This is a genomic window from Aeromonas piscicola (genome assembly GCF_000820005.1).
GTDB lineage: Bacteria > Pseudomonadota > Gammaproteobacteria > Enterobacterales > Aeromonadaceae > Aeromonas > Aeromonas piscicola.
This window is the reverse complement of sequence record NZ_CDBL01000073.1, coordinates 339,301-359,894: the sequence shown is the minus strand read 5'-3', so window position 1 is coordinate 359,894 and position 20,594 is coordinate 339,301. Positions and strand designations below refer to the sequence as shown.

Genomic DNA, 20,594 nt, shown 5'->3' with positions numbered 1-20,594 from the left:
CACACCATTAATATGAGACAACCAAAATAAGGTTTCCCAAGCCCCGTCTGTTGTTTGCATGGCCGTCAGATGCCGCCTTGCCGGCGGCGATATCGGGAGTAGGCATGCCCCCAACATAGCCGCCCCGCACATGGCGGTCGGGGCGGCAGCCTCACCCTAGCCCTTGCAACATTTTTTCACCGCCCGTACCACGTTCTGGTAGCCGGTGCAGCGGCAGAGATTGCCGGAGAGGCCACGGCGGATCTCTTCGTTCGTCAGCGGGCGGCGATCTGTCTTGTCGAGCAGGGCGGCGCTCGCCATCACCAGCCCCGGGGTGCAAAAGCCGCACTGCACAGCCCCTTCGTCGATAAAGGCCTGCTGCACATCGGAGAGCTGGCTGCCCTGCCGCTCTCCCTCCACGGTACGAATGGACTTGCCATCTGCCCACACCGCCAGATAGAGACAGCTGTCGATGGCCACGCCATCCACCCGTACGGTACAGGCGCCACACTCACCGACGCTGCACCCCTCTTTCACGCTGATGAGCCCCTGCCCACGCAGGAAGTAGAGCAGCGACATGGTGGGTGATACCGCATAGCAGTAAGGCTTGCCGTTGATCTCGCACTGGATCTCCACGGCGGGACAGGTTTGCGGTTGCATCATAAAATTTTGCCTCCGGCACGTTCGACGGCGCAGGTGATCACCCGCTGCGCCAGGGTTTTGATCAGGTGCAGGCGAAAGGCTTTCTCCGCCCGCCAGGAGGAGCGCGGCGCCACATCGGCCACCACCGCCTCGGCAATCGCCGCGAGGGTCGCCTGGGTCAGGGGTTGTCCCTCGGCAGCCGCCTCTGCGTGAGGAGTGCGCACCGGCGTCGGTGCCGCCACCCCGTAGGCCAGACGCAGGCGCTTGAAGCGGCCATCCTCAACCTGGCAGTAGGCGGCGCAGCCGATGGTGGCAATATCCATGGCACCGCGCATGGCGTACTTGAAGTAGTGGGAGCCCACCTGGGGGTGGGAATCGGGGGCGAAATGAAACGCCACCAGAATGTCCGCCGGTTGCAGCGCCACCTTGCCGGGGCCGGTGTGAAAACCGGTGATGGGGATGCGGCGCGTGCCGTTGGGGCCCGCAATTTCCAGCTCTGCTTCCAGTGCCACTGTGGGCGCTGCCGAGTCGGCACTGGTGGCGCCGTTGCAGATGTTGCCGCCATAGGTGGCGACGTTGCGGATCTGCGGCCCGGCTATGGTGGCAGCGGCCTCGGCCAGCATCGGCAGGCGGCGCTGCACCAGCGGGTTGTCGATGATCTCGGTAAAGGTGGTGCCAGAGCCGATGCGAATAGAGCCATCAGGCAGCTCGCTCACCCCTTTGAGCTCGGGCAAGTCGTGAATATCGACGATATGGCGATAGGCGGCGTTGAGGTGATGCAACTGGATCATCACATCGGTGCCGCCGGCCAAGAGGCGCGCTTGCGGGTCAGCCTGGCGCAGGGCGACCGCCTCGGCCACGCTGTGGGCCTTGTAGTAACGGGCAATATCAAACATGGTGTTGCTCCTCCCGTGATCCCTCGGTGATAAGACCCGCCGCGACAAACTCCCGAAACAGGGTCTTGGGGGTGATGGGCAGCTCGTTGATGGCGACGCCAGTCGCCATGCGAATGGCGTTACGGATGGCAGGGCCGGGGGAGATGATGGGCGGTTCCCCCAAAGATTTGTGGCCATAGACCGACTGGGGCTCATAGGTCTGCACGAAGTCGCATTCGAGCTCTGGCAAGTCCAGCATGGTGGGGAACTTGTAGTCGAGCAGGTTGGGGTTGCGCACCACGCCGGTCTTGGCGTCGATGATCATCTCCTCGAACAGCGACCAGCCGATCCCCATCCCCATGCCGCCGTGCACCTGCCCCTCCGCCAGCTGTGGATTAAGGATCTTGCCGGCATCGTGCAGGTTGATGATGCGATTGATGGTCACCTTGCAGAGATCAATATCGACGCTGAGATCGACAAAGGTGCAGCCGAAACTCGGCGGGTTGGTGGTGGTCTTGTGGGAGACCTCGGCGGTGATCTGGCCGCCTATGGTGAGGTGGTAATAGGCGTTGACCGACACCTCGGCCACGCTGATCAGTACCTTGTCCGGCGCACCGGCCAGCACCACGTAGCCATCGTTCAGGGCCAGCGACCCCACATCCTGATGGCAGAGCTGGGCCGCCAGCGACAGAATGCGAGCCCTCAGTTGCAGCGCCGCCTGATGGATAGCGGGGGCCGCCACATAGCTCTGGCGCGAGGCGAACGAGCCCGGATCGTAGGCGGTGATGTCGGTATCCTGGGTCGAGATGACCCGGATCTGCTCAAACGGAATCCCCAGGGTCTGGGCCGCCATCTGGGCAAAGACGGTGTCCGACCCCTGCCCTATCTCGGTGGCGCCTATCTGCAGATTGACGGTGCCATCCTGATTGAGCAGCATGCGGGCCCCGGCAATTTCGACCCCCACCGGATAGGTGTTGGAGCCGTAGCTGAAGCAAGCCACGCCGATGCCGCGCCGCACCCGGCTCGCGGGATCCTGCCCCAGACACTCGGCTTTGAGCCGTGTCCACTCGAACTGTTCGCCGCCCCGGCGCAGACACTCGGGCAAGCCGGCACTGTAGATGGTCTTCTGGTTGACCTGATTGACATCCCCTTCCCGCGCCACGTTGGCGATACGCACATCGAGCGGGTCGAGCCCCAATTCGACGCAGGCGTCATCCAGCATGCACTCGAGGGCAAAAATTACCTGCGGCGCGCCGTAACCACGCATGGCACCAGCGGTGGGCAGGTTGCTGTAGAAGGTCTTGGCATCATAACCAAAGGCGCTGCGCGGATAGAGGTAGCTTATCTTGTTGCCACCGGCGCTGGCGATGGAGTGGCCGTGCGAGGCATACCCGCCGGTGTTGGAGAGCACGTCGAGCTGATAGCCCTTGAGGGTGCCGTCGCGGTTGAGCCCTATCTTGCCGTCGATGACAAAGCCGTGGCGGGTGCGGGAGGCAAAGAAGCACTCCTCACGACTGAGCGTCACCTTGACCGGCACGCCGCCGAGCTTGTGGCTCAGAAACGCCGCCATCGGCTCTTCCAACACATCCTGCTTGTTGCCAAAACCGCCGCCCATGTAGGGCTTGATCACCCGCACGCTGGACCAGGGCAGGCCGAGGGATTTGGCCACCCGGCTGCGCACTATCTGGGGGATCTGGGTGCTGGAGACCACTATGATGTGGTCCGGCTGATCCATGTAGGCGTAGCAGGTCACCGTCTCCAGATGGCAGTGCTGCACCACGGGGGTCTGGTAGTGGCCGGTGAATTGAAAGTCGGCAGCGGCGATGGCCTGCTCTGGGTCGCTGGCGCGGATCTGGCTTTGCCGCAGCAGGTTGCCGGTCGGGTGTATGGGGTAGGCGCCCTCGGCCAAGGCACTCTCGGCATCCGTCATCACCGGCAGGGGCTCGTAGGTGACCTTGACCAGAGCTGCCGCCTTCTCGGCCACCAGGGGATCGCGGGCCACGACGATGGCGACGCCATCGCCGAAGTGGCGCACATGGTCGGTGAGCAGACGCCGGTCTTTCACATCCCGTTTGGTCTCATCGAGGGACCAGGCGTGGCCGGCAGTGCGAAAACAGGTGGTGGGCACATCCTCATGAGTGAACACGGCTTCGACCCCGTGCAGGGCCAGCGCCTCGCTGGCATCGATGGCGATCACCTTGCCGTGGGCAATATTGCTGCGCACGTACTTGGCGTGGCGCATCCCGAGCATGATGTTGTCATCGGTATAGCGAGCGCTGCCGGTCACCTTGGCCTCGGCATCCACCCGCTTGAGCGGTAATCCTATGGACATATGCAAGTCCTTGCTTCAGGTAAGAAAATCCAGAACCAAGATAAAAAACAGCAAGATATGCGCCTGTTTCCCCTATACCTGCCAGCGATGGGGATAAGTGTGAAGAAGATCCCATCCGGCACCCCAGCCGGGCTCGGGGCGCAGCCGATTAGCCGATTTTTCATGCGCATCCAACCGCTGGTATGCGCCCCGTTATCAATCTGGTAATCCCCATTATCAAAATGGTACCTGCCACGCCGGAAACACATCGGGGGCCACTTGTTGGTGGCCCCCGATAAGACACTCGCAATGACACAGGCCTCCTGGACTAGATGGCCCAGCCACCGGCGTAGAAGAGCACCAGCGCCAGGGCAATGATGACGGTGCCCGGATTGAGCTTGCGCCACTCGTTGGAGCAGATGCGGCCGATCACCAGGGCGCTGAAACCCAGCATGATGCCGGTGACTATGTTGCAGGTGAGCACGATGAAGACGGCGCACAGCAGGCCGGACATGGCGCCGACAAAGTCATCGAAATCGAGCCGGGTGACGTTGCTCAGCATCAGCAGCCCCACATACATCAGGGCTGGCGCCGTGGCATAGGCCGGCACCAGGTAGGAGAGCGGCGAAAGGAACAGCATCAGCAGGAACAAGGCTCCGACCACGGTCGCCGTCAGCCCCGTCTTGCCGCCCGCGGCCGTACCCGCCGCCGATTCGATATAGACGGCGGCCGGTGCGGCCCCCACCAGGCCGGAGAAGATGCTGCTGAGGGAGTCGGCACTGAGCGCCTTGCCGCTGTTGATGATGTGGCCATCCTTGTCCAGCAGGTTGGCCTGCCCCGCCACCGCCCGTATGGTGCCGGTGGCATCGAACACCGCCGTCATCACCAGCGCCAGCACGCTTGGCAGCACCAGCGGAGAGAGCGCCCCCATGATGTCCAGACTGAAGATGAGGGACTTGCCCTGTTCATCGGCCAGACTCGGCATGGCAAACAGCCCCTGATAGGTCACCGCCGGATCGAAGATGAGGCCGAAGAGGGAGATGGCGATGATCACCAATAAAATCCCGCCCGGCACTTTGAGCTTCTCCAGCCCGACGATCACCGCCAGGCCGATGAGGGACATGATGACCGGCATGGAGGTAAAGGCCCCCAGCGCCACCGGCAGCCCCTCCAGCGGGTTCTTGATGACCAGTCCCACCCCGTTGGCAGCGATCAGCAGCAAGAAGAGCCCTATGCCGATGCCGGTGCCGTGCGCTATCCCCATCGGCAGGTTGTCGAGGATCCAGCTGCGCACTCCGGTCACCGAGATGGCGGTAAACAGCACCCCCATCAGGAAGACGGCGCCGAGCGCCACCGGAATGGAGATGTGCTGCCCCAGCACCAGGCTGAAGGCGGTAAAGGCGGTGAGCGAAATGGCGCAGCCGATGGCCATGGGCAACTTGGCCCAGAGCCCCATCAGGAGCGAACCAAAGCCCGCCACCAGACAGGTGGCCACGAACACTGCGCCGGGGGGAAAGCCCGCCTTGCCGAGCATGCCGGGTACCACGATCACCGAGTAAACCATGGCAAGGAAGGTGGTGAGCCCCGCCAGCACCTCCTGGCGCACATTGCTGCCCCGCTCGCTGATCATGAAGTAGCGATCCAGCACACCGATTGAGGGCGACTGTCGCCCCGATGCCTCACCTTGGCCACTGGCCGCCTCTTTCACACTGTCTGTCCTGCTTGCCTGGGTCATAACCCACTCCTTCCAGCATCCCGAATATGTGTGACGAAATGGCGGCCTGTGCCGTGGGTCTGTCATGCCACGGTCGCAGGCGATATGGGGTTTGCAAGATCAGCAAACGTTTGCTTTGCTGATCAAAAAACCGGGCCATTTCACCTTCTGTTGCGGGGGAACCTTCCCCGTTCTTGCTTGGGCGCCGGCCTCCCTGTGGGCTCGCCAGCAACCGCATCCTGCGGGGCTGCGCCCAGGCAGCCCCGTCCATCCTTACCCCCGTTCGTGTACCAGCTGGCCATCCACATAGGTGCGGTAGATGGACCTGTCATCCCCCAGGGTCAGCAGTACGAACAGCTTGTCCCGCAGGGTGGTGGAGTTGTCATAACGCAGCTGCTGCAACGGGGTGGCGACCGGGTCGAGCACCACGAAATCCGCCTCCTTGCCCACAGCAAAGCTGCCGATCTTCTCGTCCAGCCCCAGCGCATGGGCACCGCCCAGGGTCGCCAGATAGAAGGCCTGATAGGCCGAGAGCCGCTCCCCTTGCAACTGCATCACCTTGTAGGCCTCGTTGAGGGTCTGCAGCATGTTGAAGGTGGTACCGGCGCCGATGTCGGTGCCTATCCCCACCTTTATCTGCTTGCGCCACGCCTTGTGCAGCTTGAACAACCCACTGCCGAGATAAAGGTTGGAGGTGGGGCAAAAGGCGATGGTGGAGCCGGTCTCTTTCAGGCAGTCCCACTCCTGCTCTTCCAGATGGACGCAGTGGGCAAAGACGCAGTTGTGGCCAGTTAGCCCGTGCTGATGATAGACATCGAGATAGCCCTGATGCTCTGGAAAAAGGGATTTCACCCAGGCGATCTCGTCCTTGTTCTCACACAGATGGGTGTGCATATAGGTGGTGGGAAACTCTTCGCGCAGTCGCCGCGCCATCGTCAGCTGCTCGGGTGTCGAGGTGGGTGCAAATCGTGGTGTGATGGCATAGAGCAGGCGACCATTGCCGTGCCAGCGCTCGATAAGCTGCTTGCTCTGTTCATAGCTGCTCTGCGCGGTATCCAGCAGATAGTCAGGGGCGTTGCGATCCATCATCACCTTGCCGGCGATCATCCGCATGTTGATGCGGCTCGCCGCCTCGAACAGGGCATCCACCGATTCGGGGTGCACTGTACCGAACACCAGCGCCGTGGTGGTACCGTTGCGCAGCAGCTGCTTGATGAAGAAGGTGGACATCTCGCGGGCATATTCGAGATCCTGATAGCGCCGCTCGGCCGGGAAGGTGTGGCGGTTGAGCCACTCCAGCAACTGCTCGCCGTAGGCTCCCACCATCTCGCTCTGGGGATAGTGAATGTGGGTATCGACAAAGCCCGGCACTATCATCTTGCCGCGATAATCGCGCACCCGCACCTCGGCCGGAATGCGATCCCGGCCCTCCTCCCACTCACCGAACCAGTCGATGCAGCCGTTGCGAATGATCAGCAGCCCATCCTCGACCAGACGCGCATTGGGCTCTATCTCCTCGGGCTGATCCACTACCCGGGTGATATCAAAGAAACTGCCGCGCACTGCTTTGACAGAGTTGTCGTTTTTCATAACCGTGTCCCTGTTTCTTTTGTTCTGTTGACGTTTTTTGCCGGTTTAACCGTCAGATCCGTTCGACTTTCGGCGCCACCGCTTGCCCGGGCACTTGCTCTGGTGACCCCTGTGGCTCACCCTTCCTGGCCGATGGCTGGCCCGCACTGCGGGCGGTAAAGATCACATCCGGTTTGTCGCTCAGCTGGATCACCTCCACTGCCTCGGCATCCTTGGCAGCCGCCTTGCGCCTGCGGCTCTGGGGCAGCACCAGGTTCATGATGATGGCGGTGATGCCGCCGGCGCAGATGGGGTTTTCCACCAAGACATAGAGGGCATCGGGCAGCACCCTGAAAACACTCGGGTCATAGGAGACACCGAGCCCCAACCCCAGCGAGGTGGCCACAATCAGTGTCTCCCGCCGATCCATGCCGTGGGTCATGATGATCCGGCACCCCGCGATGGCAATCATCGAGAACATCAGCGTCATGGCCCCGCCCAACACGGGGGATGGAATGGTGGTAAAGAAGCGGCCGACGACCGGGAAGATGCCCATGATCACCAGGATCATGGCGATAAATTTGCCTACATGACGGGAGGCGACCCCGGTCATCTGGATCACCCCGTTGTTCTGGGAGAAGGTGGTGAGCGGCAGGGAGCCCAGCGCAGAGGCGATCACAGATACCAAGCCATCGGCCAGCACACCACCGGAGAGGCGGCGGGTGTACTCCTCCCCCTCCACCGGACGATGGGAGACGATGGCGGTGGCGGTCAGCGCCCCGACCGCTTCCAGCACACTCAGCAGATAGATGGTCCCCGCCACCAAAAAGGCACCGAAATCAAAGGAGAAACCATATTTGAACAGCATGGGTACGGTGATCAGGGGCAACCCCTGCAAGACAGAGAAGTCCACCATCCCCAGCATCATGGAGACCAGATAGCCCACCAGCAAGCCGATGGCGATCCCCCCCATGCGCAGCAGTGGGCTCCTGCAGCAGTTGAAACCGATGACCACCGCCAACACCAGCAAGCCGACACCGAGATTTTCATAGTTACCGAAGGTTCCGCTGCTCTTGGCCACCATACCGCCTGCAAAGTCGATGATGCCGACCTTGATGAGACACAGACCGATCATCAGCACCACGATACCGCTCACTGTGGGGGTGATGACTCGGGTCAGATAGGGCAGCACGAACGATGCCCCCATCACCAGAAAGGCTCCGACGAAGGAGATCCCCATCAACGAGGAGATGATCTGGGCTTCGTCGATCCCCTCCTTTCCCATGGCGGTCCCGATGGAGATCATCACGGTGACGAACGAGAAGTTGACCGACTGGATGGAAAGGAGTCCCGAGCCAATTGGCCCGTAACGATGCACTTGCAACCAGGTACCGATGCCGGAGGCGATCATCGACATCGAGACCAGATAGGTGGTGATCTCTTGGGAAAGATTAAGGGCTGCCCCGACGATCAGGGCCGGTGCAACCATAGGAACCAGTATGGCCAGCAGATGGGTCACTGCCCCGACCAGCGACTGACCAAAGGGGGGCTTATCTTCCAAGGCGTAGATAAGATCAGAGTCTTTGCGCGATTTCTTAGACATCCTTCATTACTCCCGGCGTATCGAAAACGATCCAATAACCCCGGAGCATCACACCCCACAGTGAGCCGGGTTGATCCGGCAGGGGGAGCTTGCCCCCCCTGCCGGTCTCTGCCTCTGTTGTGACTACAGCTTGCCCAGTTCGCGCAGGATCTGTTCCGGCGTGAAGTGCCATTTGCGCAGCCAGACACCGCAGGCGTCATGGATGGCGGTGGCGATGGCAGGCGCTGCCCCGTTCACCCCGATCTCCGAGATGGACTTGGCGCCGTAAGGGCCGACCTTGTCATCACTCGGCACCAGGAAGGCCCGAAAATCGCGCGGAATGTCGCCAATCTTGGGCGCGCCATAGCTCTTCAGATCCCGGGTGAGCGGAATGCCCTTGCCGTCGTAGCAGATCTCCTCCGTCATGGTGTGACCGATGGCCCGCATGGTCGCCCCGTAGATCTGACCGAGCGCCAGTTCCGGGTTGATGGGGGTGCCGCAGTCGAGCAGGGCGTAGAACTTGTCGAGACGGATCTGGCCGGTTCTGACGTTGACCGCCACCTCGGCGAAGTTGGCGCCATACGGGAAGGCGAGCTCAGAGGTGATGTAGCTGGCGGTGCCCACCAGAATGCCAAAACCGGTGCCGGTCTCCGACTTGTGGGCGATCTTGGCAAAGGAGACCTCCCCCAGCTTGCCACGCACCAGGCCCGGGAACTCCAGCTCCACATCTTCTACCGGCTCGCCCAGCATGGCGGCGCCGTGCAGCAGGATCTTCGCCTTGAGGTTCTCGGCCGCCATCTTGGCCGCGTTGCCGGAGAAGCAGGTACCGGACGAGGCGTAGGCCCCCTTGTCGAACAGGGCGTGATCGGTGTCGCCGGAGATCACATGCACATCGCTGAGCGGGCAACCGAGCACCTCGGCGGTCAGCTTGGCCACCACTGTATCCAGACCTGTACCGATATCGGCGCCACCTGAGTGGACAATAAAGGTGCCGTCCGATTCCAGCTTGACCATGCAGTTGGCCTGATCGATATCGGGGATCCCCGATTTTTGCATGATGATGGCGACGCCACGACCGATGCGCCAATCACCTTCAGCGGGTTTGGGGCTATCCCACGCGATGAGCTCGCGACCCTGCTTGAGGATGGGCTCGAGTGCGCAGCTGGCGGCGTGGGGCACAGAAGTCGGCATCTTGCCCTCGCCAATGGCCCCCAGCACCTTGAGGATGTCCCCTTCGTGCACCCGGTTGTGCTCCACCATGTCGAGCTGATCGATCCCCAGTTTCTCGGCAAGTTCCGCAATGGCCATGGTCAGCGCGAAGTTGCCCTTGGGCGCACCGTAACCCTGATAGGCGCCAGTTGGACAGATGTTGCTGTAGTAGGTGTTGACGGTAAAGCGCACGTTGTCGCACGGGTAGAGCGGCAAAGAGAGCGCCGGGCCGTTGCTCGGCACCGTCAGGGAGTGGTTGCCGTACGGGCCGGTGTTGGCCCGAAAATCCATCTCGATGGCGGTGATGGTGCCATCTTTTTTGGCCCCCACTTTCACCTTCACCTTGGCCACGTGACGAGAGGTGTTGCTGATGAACTCCTCTTCACGGGTGTAGCGGAAGGTGACCGGACGGCCGGTGACCTTGGTCGCCCAGGCGCACACCTCTTCCAGCAGGATGTCCTGCTTGGAGCCAAAGCCGCCCCCTACCCGCTCCTTGATCACGTGCACCTGATGTTGCTTGAGGCCGACGATGCGCGCCACCTGACGGCGCACGTGCCACGGCACCTGGGTGGAGGCGTGAATGACCAGACGATCCCCATCCATGTAGGTAAAACAGATGTGCGGTTCGGTCGGGCACTGCTGGGCCTGGGTCGATTCGTAGGTGCGCTCGACAATCTCGTCCGCCTCGGCAAACCCTTTTGCCACGTCACCGATCTGGCCATGGACGCTGGCGGCCAGGTTCTCGTGCGGGCGGGAGCCGATGGGGAAGTTGATGATCATGTGCTCGTCGCCACGACGCACCGAGCAGGCGTTCTGCTGCTCCAGATCCGCAGGCGCCCCGGCCATATAGATAATGGGTTCGTCGTGCACCAGGGGTGCATTGGGGGCCATCGCCTGGTCTATGTTCATGACCGAAGGCAATACCTGATATTCGACCTCGATGAGTTTCAGGGCCGCCAGCGCGACCGCTTCACTCTCGGCCACCACAGCGGCGACCCTGTCCCCCACGTGGCGCACCTTGCGGCTGAACATGCGGCGATCGAGCGGTGACGGCTCGGGGGCGCTCTGGCCACCCGGGGTGTAAAACACATCCGGGCAGTTGAGATAGGTAATGACATGCACCACACCCGGCAGCGCTTGCGCGCGGCTCACGTCGAGTTTGGTGATCACCGCATGGGGATGGGGGCTTCGCAGCATCTTGATGATCAACGCATCTTCGGTAACCCTGTCTTCCACATAGCAGGGCTTGGCCTGCACCATCTTGGCGGCGTCCACTTTCGGGCAGCTCTTGCCGATATGGCGCAGATCATCGCGAAACTCCGGGGCGATCTGGCACAGATAATCGGGATCCTTCATCCGTGAGCAGGCAAGCTCGATGGCCTGATAGAACTGCTGGTAACCGCCATCGCGGTGAAACAGGCCAGAGAGTGCATCGTCGATTTGATCACGGGTGGGCTCGGGGTGGCGATCAAGCAGGTCGGTGACGATGAGCGCGGCGGCCGGATCGTTGTAACCGGACTGCACCACCCCCACATCCACCATCGCCTGCTGTACCAGGCTGAGCTGGTTCCAGCTGCCCAGCGATTCGGCGGTGCGTACCTGCGCCCCCTCCAGCTGGGCGGCGATCAGCAGAGAGGCGTTGATCACCTTGCCGTTGAAGAGAATGGCGTCGGAGCCGGCGAAACCGAAGCCGTCGTCGCTGTTGCGCACCGAATGCATCCGGCACTGGTTGAACAGCACCCGCTGGGCATTGTCACCGGCTTTGCAGATGACGGTACGCAGGGCACCGTTCAGGGTAAAGTTGAGTTCCATCATGCTTGTACCTCCTGCTGCTGGCAGTCCACCAGCAGATCCGCCACCACCACGCCGGTGATATACCGCTTGTAACTTATGCTGCCCGCCAGATCCTCACGGGGCGAAATCAGCTCGCTCACGGCGGCCTCCAGCGCGGCATCGTGCAGATCGCGGCGCTCCAGATCCCGCAAACGCATCGGCTGCGGGGTGACGCCAGCGACGGCCACCCGCATATCGCCAATGCTGTCGAGGGCCACGGCGGCGGTCATCACCGCCAGCCCGTCGGCGTTGCGGCTGATGCGGCGGGTGGCGCAGCGCAGTTCAGGCTCCGGCAGCACAACTCCCAGCACCAGGGCATTGCGCTGACCCGCCAGATAGGCGTCGATGGGTTGCAGCAGGTTGTTCTCCAGCACCACTACCGCTTCGAGTACCAGCAGCACCGGCAGCAAGGGGGAGTCCTGCTGCTGGCAGGCAAGTTCGCCGCCGAGGGTGGCCTGATTGCGCAGATGGCGGGAGTAGACAAAGCCCAGCGCCTCGCACAGGGCGGCCGGGGTGCGGGGATCCTCTTTGAGGGTCTGCAGGGTGACGGTGGCGCCGATATGGAGCTGGCCGTGCTGCTGCTCAATCTGGCCAAGCCCAAGCCTATCCAGCGAGATGGCGACCTTCTTGTCGGTGCGGGTCGGCGCGGCGTTAAGCTTGCTGCCGCCCCCCATGTAGACGGCGTCGTTGCCAAAGCGGGCCTTGAGTTCCAAAGCCTGACCCAGTTGCTCGGGTCGGAAGAATTGCTCAATCATGTGTCGTCCTTACTCTTGCTGCCCGCCGCCGGGGAGATCCACAGGGCGGGCAATCCGGTCCAAAACTGTGGAAAGTGGCCTTAGGCCAGCTGATCCATCCGTTGCCACAGGCGGCTCGCCACCTTGCTGGCCTGCTCGTAAATGGGCGCGACATCGAACGGAAACTCGCGATCCTGATACACCATGCGCCCCTCAACCATCACGCTGTTGACGCTGGCTGAGCCCATACCAAAGGCGAGATGGCCGCCGAGGTTGCGCGGTGCCAGCGGAGTCGGTGAGTCGTAGTCGCAGATGGTGAGATCGGCCTTGTAGCCAGGCTCCAGGCGGCCAAATTTGGCGCCGAAATTGCGATCCAGCAATGTGTTGCCGTTCCACAGGAAGCGGGCAAAGCTGTCGGGCCACAGGGCGCCGCCGGCATCCTTGTGCTTGAAATAGGCGAACTTGAGCTCTTCGAGCATGTCGGAGCCGATACCATCGGTGCCGAGCGCAAGATTGCGGTACTCAGGCAAGTGCATGTTGTAGCCCACGTGGTTGTTCATGTTGGAGCGGGCGTTGTGCACCAGGAAGGCATCGCGGCTGTTGAGCAGCTCGATGTCGGCCGGGCTCAGGTAGATGCCATGGGCCACCAGGGATTTGCTGTCGATAAGGCCAAACTCATCCAGCCGGGCGATGGGCTCCTTGCCATAGTGGTGGTGGCCGTGCGCCATGTCGTAGCGGTCTTCCGCCACATGGATATGCAGACCGCGACCGGTCACCTGCACCGCTTCGCGCAGCATGGCCAGCCCTTCGTCGGGCACGGTGAAGGGGGCGTGGGCGCCGATGTGCGCTTCCACCAGATAGGGTTCGCTCCCCTTGGCCTTGGCGGCATCAATGGCTTGCGCGAACAGGATGTTCTCCTCCACCCCGGCCTGCAGCTCGGCGAGACCGCCGTTGCGATCCGTGGTCTCAAAGCAGGTCATGCCGCGCAGACCCGCCTCCACAAACCCTTTGCGCAGCACGTTGAGGGAGCCCTTGATGAAGTTGGGCGAAGCGTGGTGGTCGATCACCGCGCTGCAGCCGCTCTTGATCGCTTCCAGCGAGCAGATGAGACCGCTGTAGTAGAGGGACTCTTCATCGAGCGCCCGATCGAGCCGCCACCAGAGGTTTTTCAGGGTGGAGATAAAGTCCGGGCAGGGGGCGATGTTGGCCATGATCCCCCGCGACAGGCCGGAGTAGAAGTGGTTGTGGGCGCAGACGATGCCCGGCATCACCAGCTTGCCGCCCATCTCCCGATAGTTGGCCTCCGGGTAGAGGGCCCGCAGATTGGGCCCCACCGCTTTGATCAGCGTCCCTTCGATGGCGATATCCCCCCCTTCCAGCACCCGGGTCGGCTCCAGCTGGACGGCAGTGACGTTCTTCAGAATAAACATGGTTTGCTCCTTCGCTTATTCGTGGTTCGCTCAGGCCTCGACGGCCCCCAGCAGGTAGTGATGATGAGCATGGACATGGCTGATGATGCGGCACATGTCAGCGAGCGCCTCGGGGGCATCCTTGATCCGGCTCTGGGCATCGATGGTCAGGCGATAGGTCTCGCCATCCTGACGCACCTGCAGCTCACCACACCCTTCGCCGGTTTGGGCCAGATAGAAACCGGGGTTGCGGCTGTTGTCGAAGTCCTGCGGCAGGCTGAAGATGGTGACCTTGTCCTGATAGGGCTTGCCCTGCCACGGGCAGAACTGGGCGCAGTTGCCGCACTCGTTGCAGTAGGCATCCAGGTGCAATGTCTGGAACTGGTCCTTGAAGCCCGGCACCGCAATGGCGACGTTGGCCCGGTTGGGGCAAACGTCCACGCACTTGCTGCAGAGGTAGTTGCACTCAAGGCAACGGTGCGCCTCTTGCGCCACGAAGGCCTCCCGCTCGCCCTTGTCGACCATGGTGACGGCGATGCTCCCCTTGCGGCGGTAGATCTCGTCTTTGCCCGACGGCTGGATTGATACCTCAGCCTGACTGCCAGCGATATGCTCACGGGCCAGCACCAGATCTGCAGCGCGGCGGGCACCACCGATGGCACCGACGATGGAGGACGGGCCGCTCTGCACGTCACCAATCAGGAAGACGTTGCGACGGCTGCTCTCGCCAGTCTGGCTATCCACCTCGGGCCAGCCATCGCTGCCAAGGGGAATGCCCATGGCTTTCAGCACTTCGCAATCAGGCTGTTCGCCGATGGCGGTGATCAAGGCATCCATCTGCATCACTTCGGTCTGCTCTGTGGGCACCGGACGGCGGCGACCCTGCTCGTCAGGATCCCCCAGCGCCATCATCCGCACGACAAGCTTGCCATCTTTGTCAAAGCGCTCCGGATTGGTGAGGAAGCAAAAACGCACTCCATCCTCCACCGCTTCCAGAACCTCCTCGCGATAGGCGGGCATTTCTTTCTCACTGCGACGGTAGATCACGGTCACATCGCTGACACCAGGCACCTTGAGGGCGGCGCGGGCGCAATCCATGGCGGTATTGCCCGCCCCGATCACGGCGACATGGCGGCCGAGCGGCAGCGGTTTACCCTGATTGAAGCTGCGCAGGAAGTTAAAGGATTTGTAGACCCGATCATGACCCCCTTCGAGGCGCATGCCGCCATTCTTGTCGGCACCGATACCGACGAAGACATAGGTAAAGCCCTGGGCGTGCAGCTTGTCGACGGTGAGCGCCGGATCGCAGCCAAATTCGAACTTGACCCCGTGGGCGGCGACAAAGTCGATGTCGTGCTGGATAAGCTCCGCCGGAATGCGGAACTCGGGGATGATGTGCTTGACCACGCCACCGGCATCGACTTCACGCTCGAACACGGTGACCGGATGACCGGCACGGGCCAGGAAGTAACCGGCGGAGAGACCGGCCGGGCCTGCGCCAATCACCGCAACCGGGTGCTTGTCACCGCTGCCTGCCGGCTTGTGCCAGCGCGCCTTGTACCCTTCCCAGCCGCGCTCCAGCGCGACCTTCTTGAGCTCGCGGATATTGAGCGGGCTGTCGTAGTCGAGACGGGTGCAGTTGTACTGGCACTGGTGATCGCAGATATGGCCGGTGATGGCAGGCAAGGCGTTGCGCTGATAAATCAGCTCAAGGGCAGCCACGTATTCACCCTCGCCCATCAGGCGAATGTACTCGGGAATATCCTGATGCACGGCGCAGGCAGTGACACAGGGCGCCACGTAGCAGTCGGTCAGCGGCAGGCCACCGCCCACTTCGATGCGATCCTCGGACTTCCACTCCTTCTGGGTGTAGTCCATGGTGAGGGCCTTGGCGGCAAGCCGCTCCAGCTTGGCCACATCCACCTGACTCATGCCCCAGCTGCCCGACGCATCTATCTCTTTGAGGCACTCAATCTGGCGCAGGTAGCCACCCGGTTTCAGCAGGTCGGTGGCCATGGTGATAGGACGGATGCCGGTTTCGAAGATCTCTGCAATGTTGAACTTGCTGGCGCCGCCCGAGTAGGAGATGGGCAGCTTGCCATCGAAGGCGCGGGAGAGCACGGCCGCCACGTTGATGGAGAGCGGGAACAGCGCCCGGCCGGACATGTACATCTCATCCCCCGGCAACGCCCCCTTGCGGTTGATGGTGCCGAGCGTGTTGGTCAGCTTGACCCCGAAGGTCAGCCCCTTCTCGGCCCCCAGCGCCATCAGGCGAACCAGCATCCCTTTGGCCTGATCCAGCTTGAGGTCGTGATCGAACGACGCTTCGCTCAGACCGATGTAATCAAAGCCGCAGGTGTCGAGGATCTCGCGCACCCGCGGGTAGCCCAGCAGGGTCGGGTTCAGTTTGACGAAGGTGTTGAGCCCCTTCTCTTCCAGCATGTAGCGGCAGATGGCCTCGATCTCGTTGGGCGGGCAGCCGTGCATGGTGGAGAGGGTGAGGCCGTGCACCATATCGGCTGGAATGCGATCCGCCAGCTGTTGCAGACGATCGCGACGGGAGCCCAGACCCAGCTCGGCGATAAATTGCGGGTCGGCCACCAGTTCGCGCACCACCTGCTGGTACTCGGCAAACTTCGGACTGGTGCTGGCATCCATCAGGCTGTGGATGAATTGCTGCATCGGCGGCTGTTTGATGCCGTCGAGGTTGTAGCCCACGCTCATGTTGAAGATGAAGGATTTGGCCTCTCCATCGAGGCGGGGGTCAAACACCTCCTCCAGCAGATAGAGGGCAAACCAGGCTTTCAGGTACTCATCGAACGCCTTGGGCAGGGTGAACTCGGTGGACCACTCGGTATTGAAGCACTCATCCTCGGCATCGATGCAGGGCTTTTCCAGTTCGAGACGGTCCAGGATCTGCACCGTCTTGAGCTCGATAAAGCGCCCGCCGGTCAGCCAGGAGGTGACGATGTTCTGGGCCAACTGGGTATGGGGGCCAGCTGCCGGGCCTATGGGGGTTTCGCAGGTTTCACCGAACACCTTGATCTTGCGCTCGTCCTGCTTGCGATAGAATTGCGCGGCGGGAATACCGAAAATGCTCTGACTCTCTTTATATTCCGCGAAAATACGGGTCAGAAGGTTCTTGAACGGAACGGGTCGCATAATATCGCCCATGATGATCTCCTTGCAGCGGCTCTGCTCATTGACTGGGTGAATAAATGGGGCTCATTCACAAGGCAGCCCCTTGAAACAGACAAGAGCAACAATCAGGCCAGTGCTGGCATATTTAAATTTGTGAGCGTAAAAGCGTGAGGCACCTCGAATTAATGAAATGTCGACAGGCAATACCTGTTTAGGGAATGAGAGCAGCTATCAATAACGCACATTAATAACGCAGCAATCGCGATAGATGCTGAGAAAGTATCACGTTGGCGGGGTTGGAATATCAGTTTGATAATCTCGTTGCGCCTGCCTTTATCAGGCCACGCAGGGTGATAATGTCGGCCACCATACCGGCAAAAATGCCGCGTTCGCCCTGGCTCCGACTTTCATAATTATGCACTCACCAACAGCCAGGCTCAGCCAGCGCCGTCTGCCCGCAACAGCGCCTGATAACGCTCAGGGGTGTCCACATCCAGCAGGATGGCGTCACTTTGCACCTCGACGAAGCGATGGGGATGTGCCATCAGCCAGCGACGGATGGAGCCTTGTACCGGCGCCTCGGCCAGCGCCTTGCCAAGCGATGATGGCAGCAACACCGGGTGCCCTGACTCTCCTTGATAACGGGGGAAAAGTGTGTGGGGCCCCCGTGCTTGCCAGAGCGTCTGGTAGACATCGAGGGGAATGCAGGGCAGATCGCCGTGGGAGATGAAGAGGTAGTCGCTGCTGCTGGCCGCCAATGCCAGCCGGATGGAGCTACCGAGCCCCTGTGCATAATCATGGTTTTCCACCAGCAGGATCTCGGGTCTGTCTGCATAGCGAGCCATCAACTCATCACCGCGATGCCCCACCACCAAAATAATCCGGTCACAGAAAGCGAGGGCATTTTTGAGACTCTCATCAAGAATCGTGCTCTGGCGATACGGTAGCATCAGTTTCCACGCGCCCATTCGCGACGAGAGGCCGGCCGCCGTTATTATGCAGTCGCATCTTGCTCTGGAATGACAGTGCTGTTCACTGTCTGCGCCCTTATTTGAATCGGTCGTTGCCATGCCCATCCCCTCACCTGTCCAGCGTGCCTTTCCCGATATTGAGACACTATTAAACCCGCTCACCGAAAATATAGATAGCCGTACCACCTTAATTAGCCTCTGCGGTGCAGGCGGCAAAACCAGCACCCTGTTCTGGCTGGCGGAATATTTTTATCGGCAGGGTAAAAAGGTGCTGTTCACCACCAGTACCCGGATGTTTCTGCCAGCCCAGTCACACTATCGGGAATTGATCCTGGAAGCCGATCCCGTCCGCCAGCTCACCCGCTGCCAGCAAGTGCCCGATGGCCCCACCCTGGTCGCCCTGTTCAGCCATATCGATCAGGCCAGCGGCAAGGTAGCAGGCCCCACGCCCCAGCAGATTGATCTCATCAAGGGGCAGCAGCGCTTCGATCTCATCCTGGTGGAGGCGGACGGCGCCCATCACAAGTTATTGAAAGTGCCCGCTTTGCACGAACCTTGCATTCCCCAGAGCAGTGATTGGGTGATCGCCCTGGTGGGCGGCGCCATGGTGGGGGCCAAGGCCGACCCCCAGCAGATCCACCGCTGGACCGAGCTCCAGGCCCTGTGCGGGATAGAGGCCGGTGACCCGCTCGACTGGGCGCTGTTTGACCGGCTACTCGCCCACCCGCAGGGGGTGTTCAAGGGCTCCCCGGCCAGGGCGCGCCGGATCTGGTTTATCAATGGCGATTATCAAAATGAGGCGTCATGGCAGCCGCAGTTGATAACGCTGCTGGCCCGTCATCCCGAGCTCCATGCCATCTGGCAGGGAGCGGTACGCGAGCCCATCGCCATTCGTCATGTGGTGAGCCAGGCCCCTCTGGATGGCGAACTGGTGGCTTCACCTCGCACATGACCCGTTAAGGATGAAATGAGGTACCTTATGAATCTTTTTTCACACGCAGCCCGACTGGAACAGGAGAACACCCCGTTCGCGATTGCCCAGATCATAGAGAGCCGTGGCTCCACCCCGCGCCATCAGGCCCAGATGCTGGTGATGGCCGATGGCCAGATCCTCGGCACCATAGGCGGCGGCATGATTGAACGGCTGGTGATCGAAGAGGCCGTGGCGGCCATTGGTGAGCGCAAGCCGCGCATCTTCCATGGCCGGATGGCCCGCAACGGCGAACATGCGGTGGGGTCGGATTGTGGCGGCGCCATGTCGGTCTATATCGATGTCTACGGCCTGCGTCCCCGTCTGGTATTGATCGGCGCTGGTCACGTCAACCGGGCGCTGGCCCATGCCGCCGCGCCGCTGGGTTTTGATATCCATGTGGGCGACTGCTTTGAAGGGAGCCTCAACCCCGATCACTTCCCCGCCGGTACCCATCTCAAGCAGGCCGATACCATCAGCGCGGTGATCGAGGCGCTGGCCATCGAGCCCGCCAACTTCGTCATCATCGCCACCAACCATCAGGACAAGGAGGCGCTGGATCGGCTCATCCCCCGTCCCCTCGCCTACCTGGGGCTGCTCGCCAGCAAGCGCAAGGTGCAGACCTTCACCCAGGCCCTGCGCCAGCAAGGGGTGAGCCAGCAGCAACTGCAGCGTTTGCACGCCCCCATCGGCTACAACATAGGTGCCGAGACGCCCGAGGAGATCGCCATCAGCATCCTCGCCGAGCTGCTGCAGGTGAAAAACGGCAAATCGGGTGGCCTGATGCAGGACGATGTGCGCCTCAAGCGGGATCGGCTGGTGGTGATGCGCGGCTCCGGCGATATCGCCACCGGGGTGGCGCTGCGGCTGCACAATGCGGGCTTCAAGGTGGTGATGCTGGATCTCGACAAACCTACCGTGATCCGCCGCACCGTCGCCTTCGCCCAGGGGATGTTTGACGGTGAAACCAGTGTCGAGGGGGTGCGCGCCAAGCGGGTAGAGAGCGTCGAGCAGGCGTTCGAGCAGCTGGATCGGGGCATTATCCCGCTGCTGGTTGACCCCGACTGCGCCACCCTCACCGAGCTCAAACCGCGCTATCTGGTAGATGCCATCCTCGCCAAGCAGAATCTCGGTACCCACAAGGAGATGGCCCCCATTACTGTGGCCCTCGGTCCGGGTTTTGAGGCGGGGCGCGACTGCGATGCGGTGATCGAGACCAACCGTGGCCACCATCTGGGGCGAGTCATCTATCAGGGCCCAGCCCAGCCCAACACCGGCATTCCCGGGGTGATCGAGGGGCACTCCGCCCGCCGGGTGGTGCGCGCCCCCGCCCCTGGGGTGATGAAGAGCATTATCAAACTCGGCGATCTGGTGCAGGAAGGGGATGTGATAGCCCATGTGGGGGATACCCCCATTATCGCGCCGCTCTCGGGCATGGTGCGGGGGCTGCTCAGCGATGGCATCGAAGTGCCGGTCGGCTTCAAGATCGGTGACATCGACCCCAGAGGAGAGCGCGCCGACCCCACCACAGTCTCTGACAAGGCTCGGGCGATCGGCGGCGCCGTACTGGAAGCCATGATGCACCTGGCACTGCGCAGATAAGCCAGCACAGAAGCAAAAAAGGGCCCGCCATGATGGCGGGCCCTTTGCTATTC

General features: G+C 61.8%; 13 protein-coding genes. 2 read left to right on the top strand and 11 right to left on the bottom strand.

Translation table 11 applies throughout. The features are described 5' to 3' along the window. Positions 1–156: 156 nt before the first annotated feature. The 11 genes from xdhC to mocA all read right to left on the bottom strand — a co-directional run bounded on the left by xdhC (position 157) and on the right by mocA (position 18,068). On the bottom strand, positions 157–642 hold the full coding sequence (gene xdhC / locus BN1128_RS19660; RefSeq protein WP_042871860.1) for a xanthine dehydrogenase iron sulfur-binding subunit XdhC: 486 nt from the start codon (positions 640–642) through the stop codon (positions 157–159). Then, a complete protein-coding gene (gene xdhB / locus BN1128_RS19655; RefSeq protein WP_042871858.1) occupies positions 639–1,517 on the bottom strand; it encodes a xanthine dehydrogenase FAD-binding subunit XdhB in 879 nt (292 codons plus the stop codon). Before xdhB ends, xdhC begins: the two co-directional genes overlap by 4 nt. Next, a complete protein-coding gene (gene xdhA / locus BN1128_RS19650; protein ID WP_042871856.1) occupies positions 1,510–3,828 on the bottom strand; it encodes a xanthine dehydrogenase molybdenum-binding subunit XdhA in 2,319 nt (772 codons plus the stop codon). Before xdhA ends, xdhB begins: the two co-directional genes overlap by 8 nt. Before the next feature lie 307 nt (positions 3,829–4,135). After that, positions 4,136–5,437 carry an NCS2 family permease gene (locus BN1128_RS19640; RefSeq protein WP_244464633.1) on the bottom strand — a complete coding sequence of 434 codons (1,302 nt, stop codon included), beginning with the start codon at positions 5,435–5,437 and terminating at the stop codon, positions 4,136–4,138. Positions 5,438–5,794: 357 nt separating this feature from the next. Further along, complete coding sequence (gene guaD, locus BN1128_RS19635; RefSeq protein ID WP_042871853.1) at positions 5,795–7,111, bottom strand: guanine deaminase; 1,317 nt, start codon at positions 7,109–7,111, stop codon at positions 5,795–5,797. Between the two features lie 52 nt (positions 7,112–7,163). Next, positions 7,164–8,693: a nucleobase:cation symporter-2 family protein gene (locus BN1128_RS19630; protein ID WP_042871851.1), complete on the bottom strand. Its 1,530-nt coding sequence runs from the start codon at positions 8,691–8,693 to the stop codon at positions 7,164–7,166. Positions 8,694–8,816: 123 nt separating this feature from the next. Further along, the gene (locus BN1128_RS19625) at positions 8,817–11,696 is read right to left on the bottom strand and encodes a molybdopterin-dependent oxidoreductase Mo/Fe-S-binding subunit (protein WP_209428589.1); all 2,880 of its coding nucleotides are present in this window, start codon (positions 11,694–11,696) and stop codon (positions 8,817–8,819) included. Further along, positions 11,693–12,469, bottom strand: coding sequence for a molybdopterin-dependent oxidoreductase FAD-binding subunit (ygfM, locus tag BN1128_RS19620; RefSeq protein WP_042871849.1), 777 nt, complete (start codon positions 12,467–12,469; stop codon positions 11,693–11,695). The genes BN1128_RS19625 and ygfM overlap by 4 nt, the downstream gene beginning before the upstream one ends. 80 nt (positions 12,470–12,549) lie before the next feature. Next, positions 12,550–13,878, bottom strand: a complete 1,329-nt coding sequence (gene ssnA / locus BN1128_RS19615; protein ID WP_042871847.1) for a putative aminohydrolase SsnA — start codon at positions 13,876–13,878, stop codon at positions 12,550–12,552. A gap of 30 nt (positions 13,879–13,908) precedes the next feature. Beyond that, on the bottom strand, positions 13,909–17,031 hold the full coding sequence (gene ygfK, locus BN1128_RS19610) for a putative selenate reductase subunit YgfK (RefSeq protein ID WP_042871845.1): 3,123 nt from the start codon (positions 17,029–17,031) through the stop codon (positions 13,909–13,911). Between the two features lie 404 nt (positions 17,032–17,435). Next, the gene (gene mocA, locus BN1128_RS19605) at positions 17,436–18,068 is read right to left on the bottom strand and encodes a molybdenum cofactor cytidylyltransferase (protein ID WP_082030482.1); all 633 of its coding nucleotides are present in this window, start codon (positions 18,066–18,068) and stop codon (positions 17,436–17,438) included. On the opposite strand from mocA, the gene yqeC reads away from it, so the two are divergent. After that, a complete protein-coding gene (gene yqeC / locus BN1128_RS19600) occupies positions 18,067–18,921 on the top strand; it encodes a selenium cofactor biosynthesis protein YqeC (protein ID WP_042871841.1) in 855 nt (284 codons plus the stop codon). The two genes, mocA and yqeC, sit on opposite strands and share 2 nt — an antisense overlap. Before the next feature lie 27 nt (positions 18,922–18,948). Beyond that, the gene (yqeB, locus tag BN1128_RS19595; protein ID WP_042871840.1) at positions 18,949–20,541 is read left to right on the top strand and encodes a selenium-dependent molybdenum cofactor biosynthesis protein YqeB; all 1,593 of its coding nucleotides are present in this window, start codon (positions 18,949–18,951) and stop codon (positions 20,539–20,541) included. The last annotated feature ends 53 nt before the right edge of the window (positions 20,542–20,594 follow it).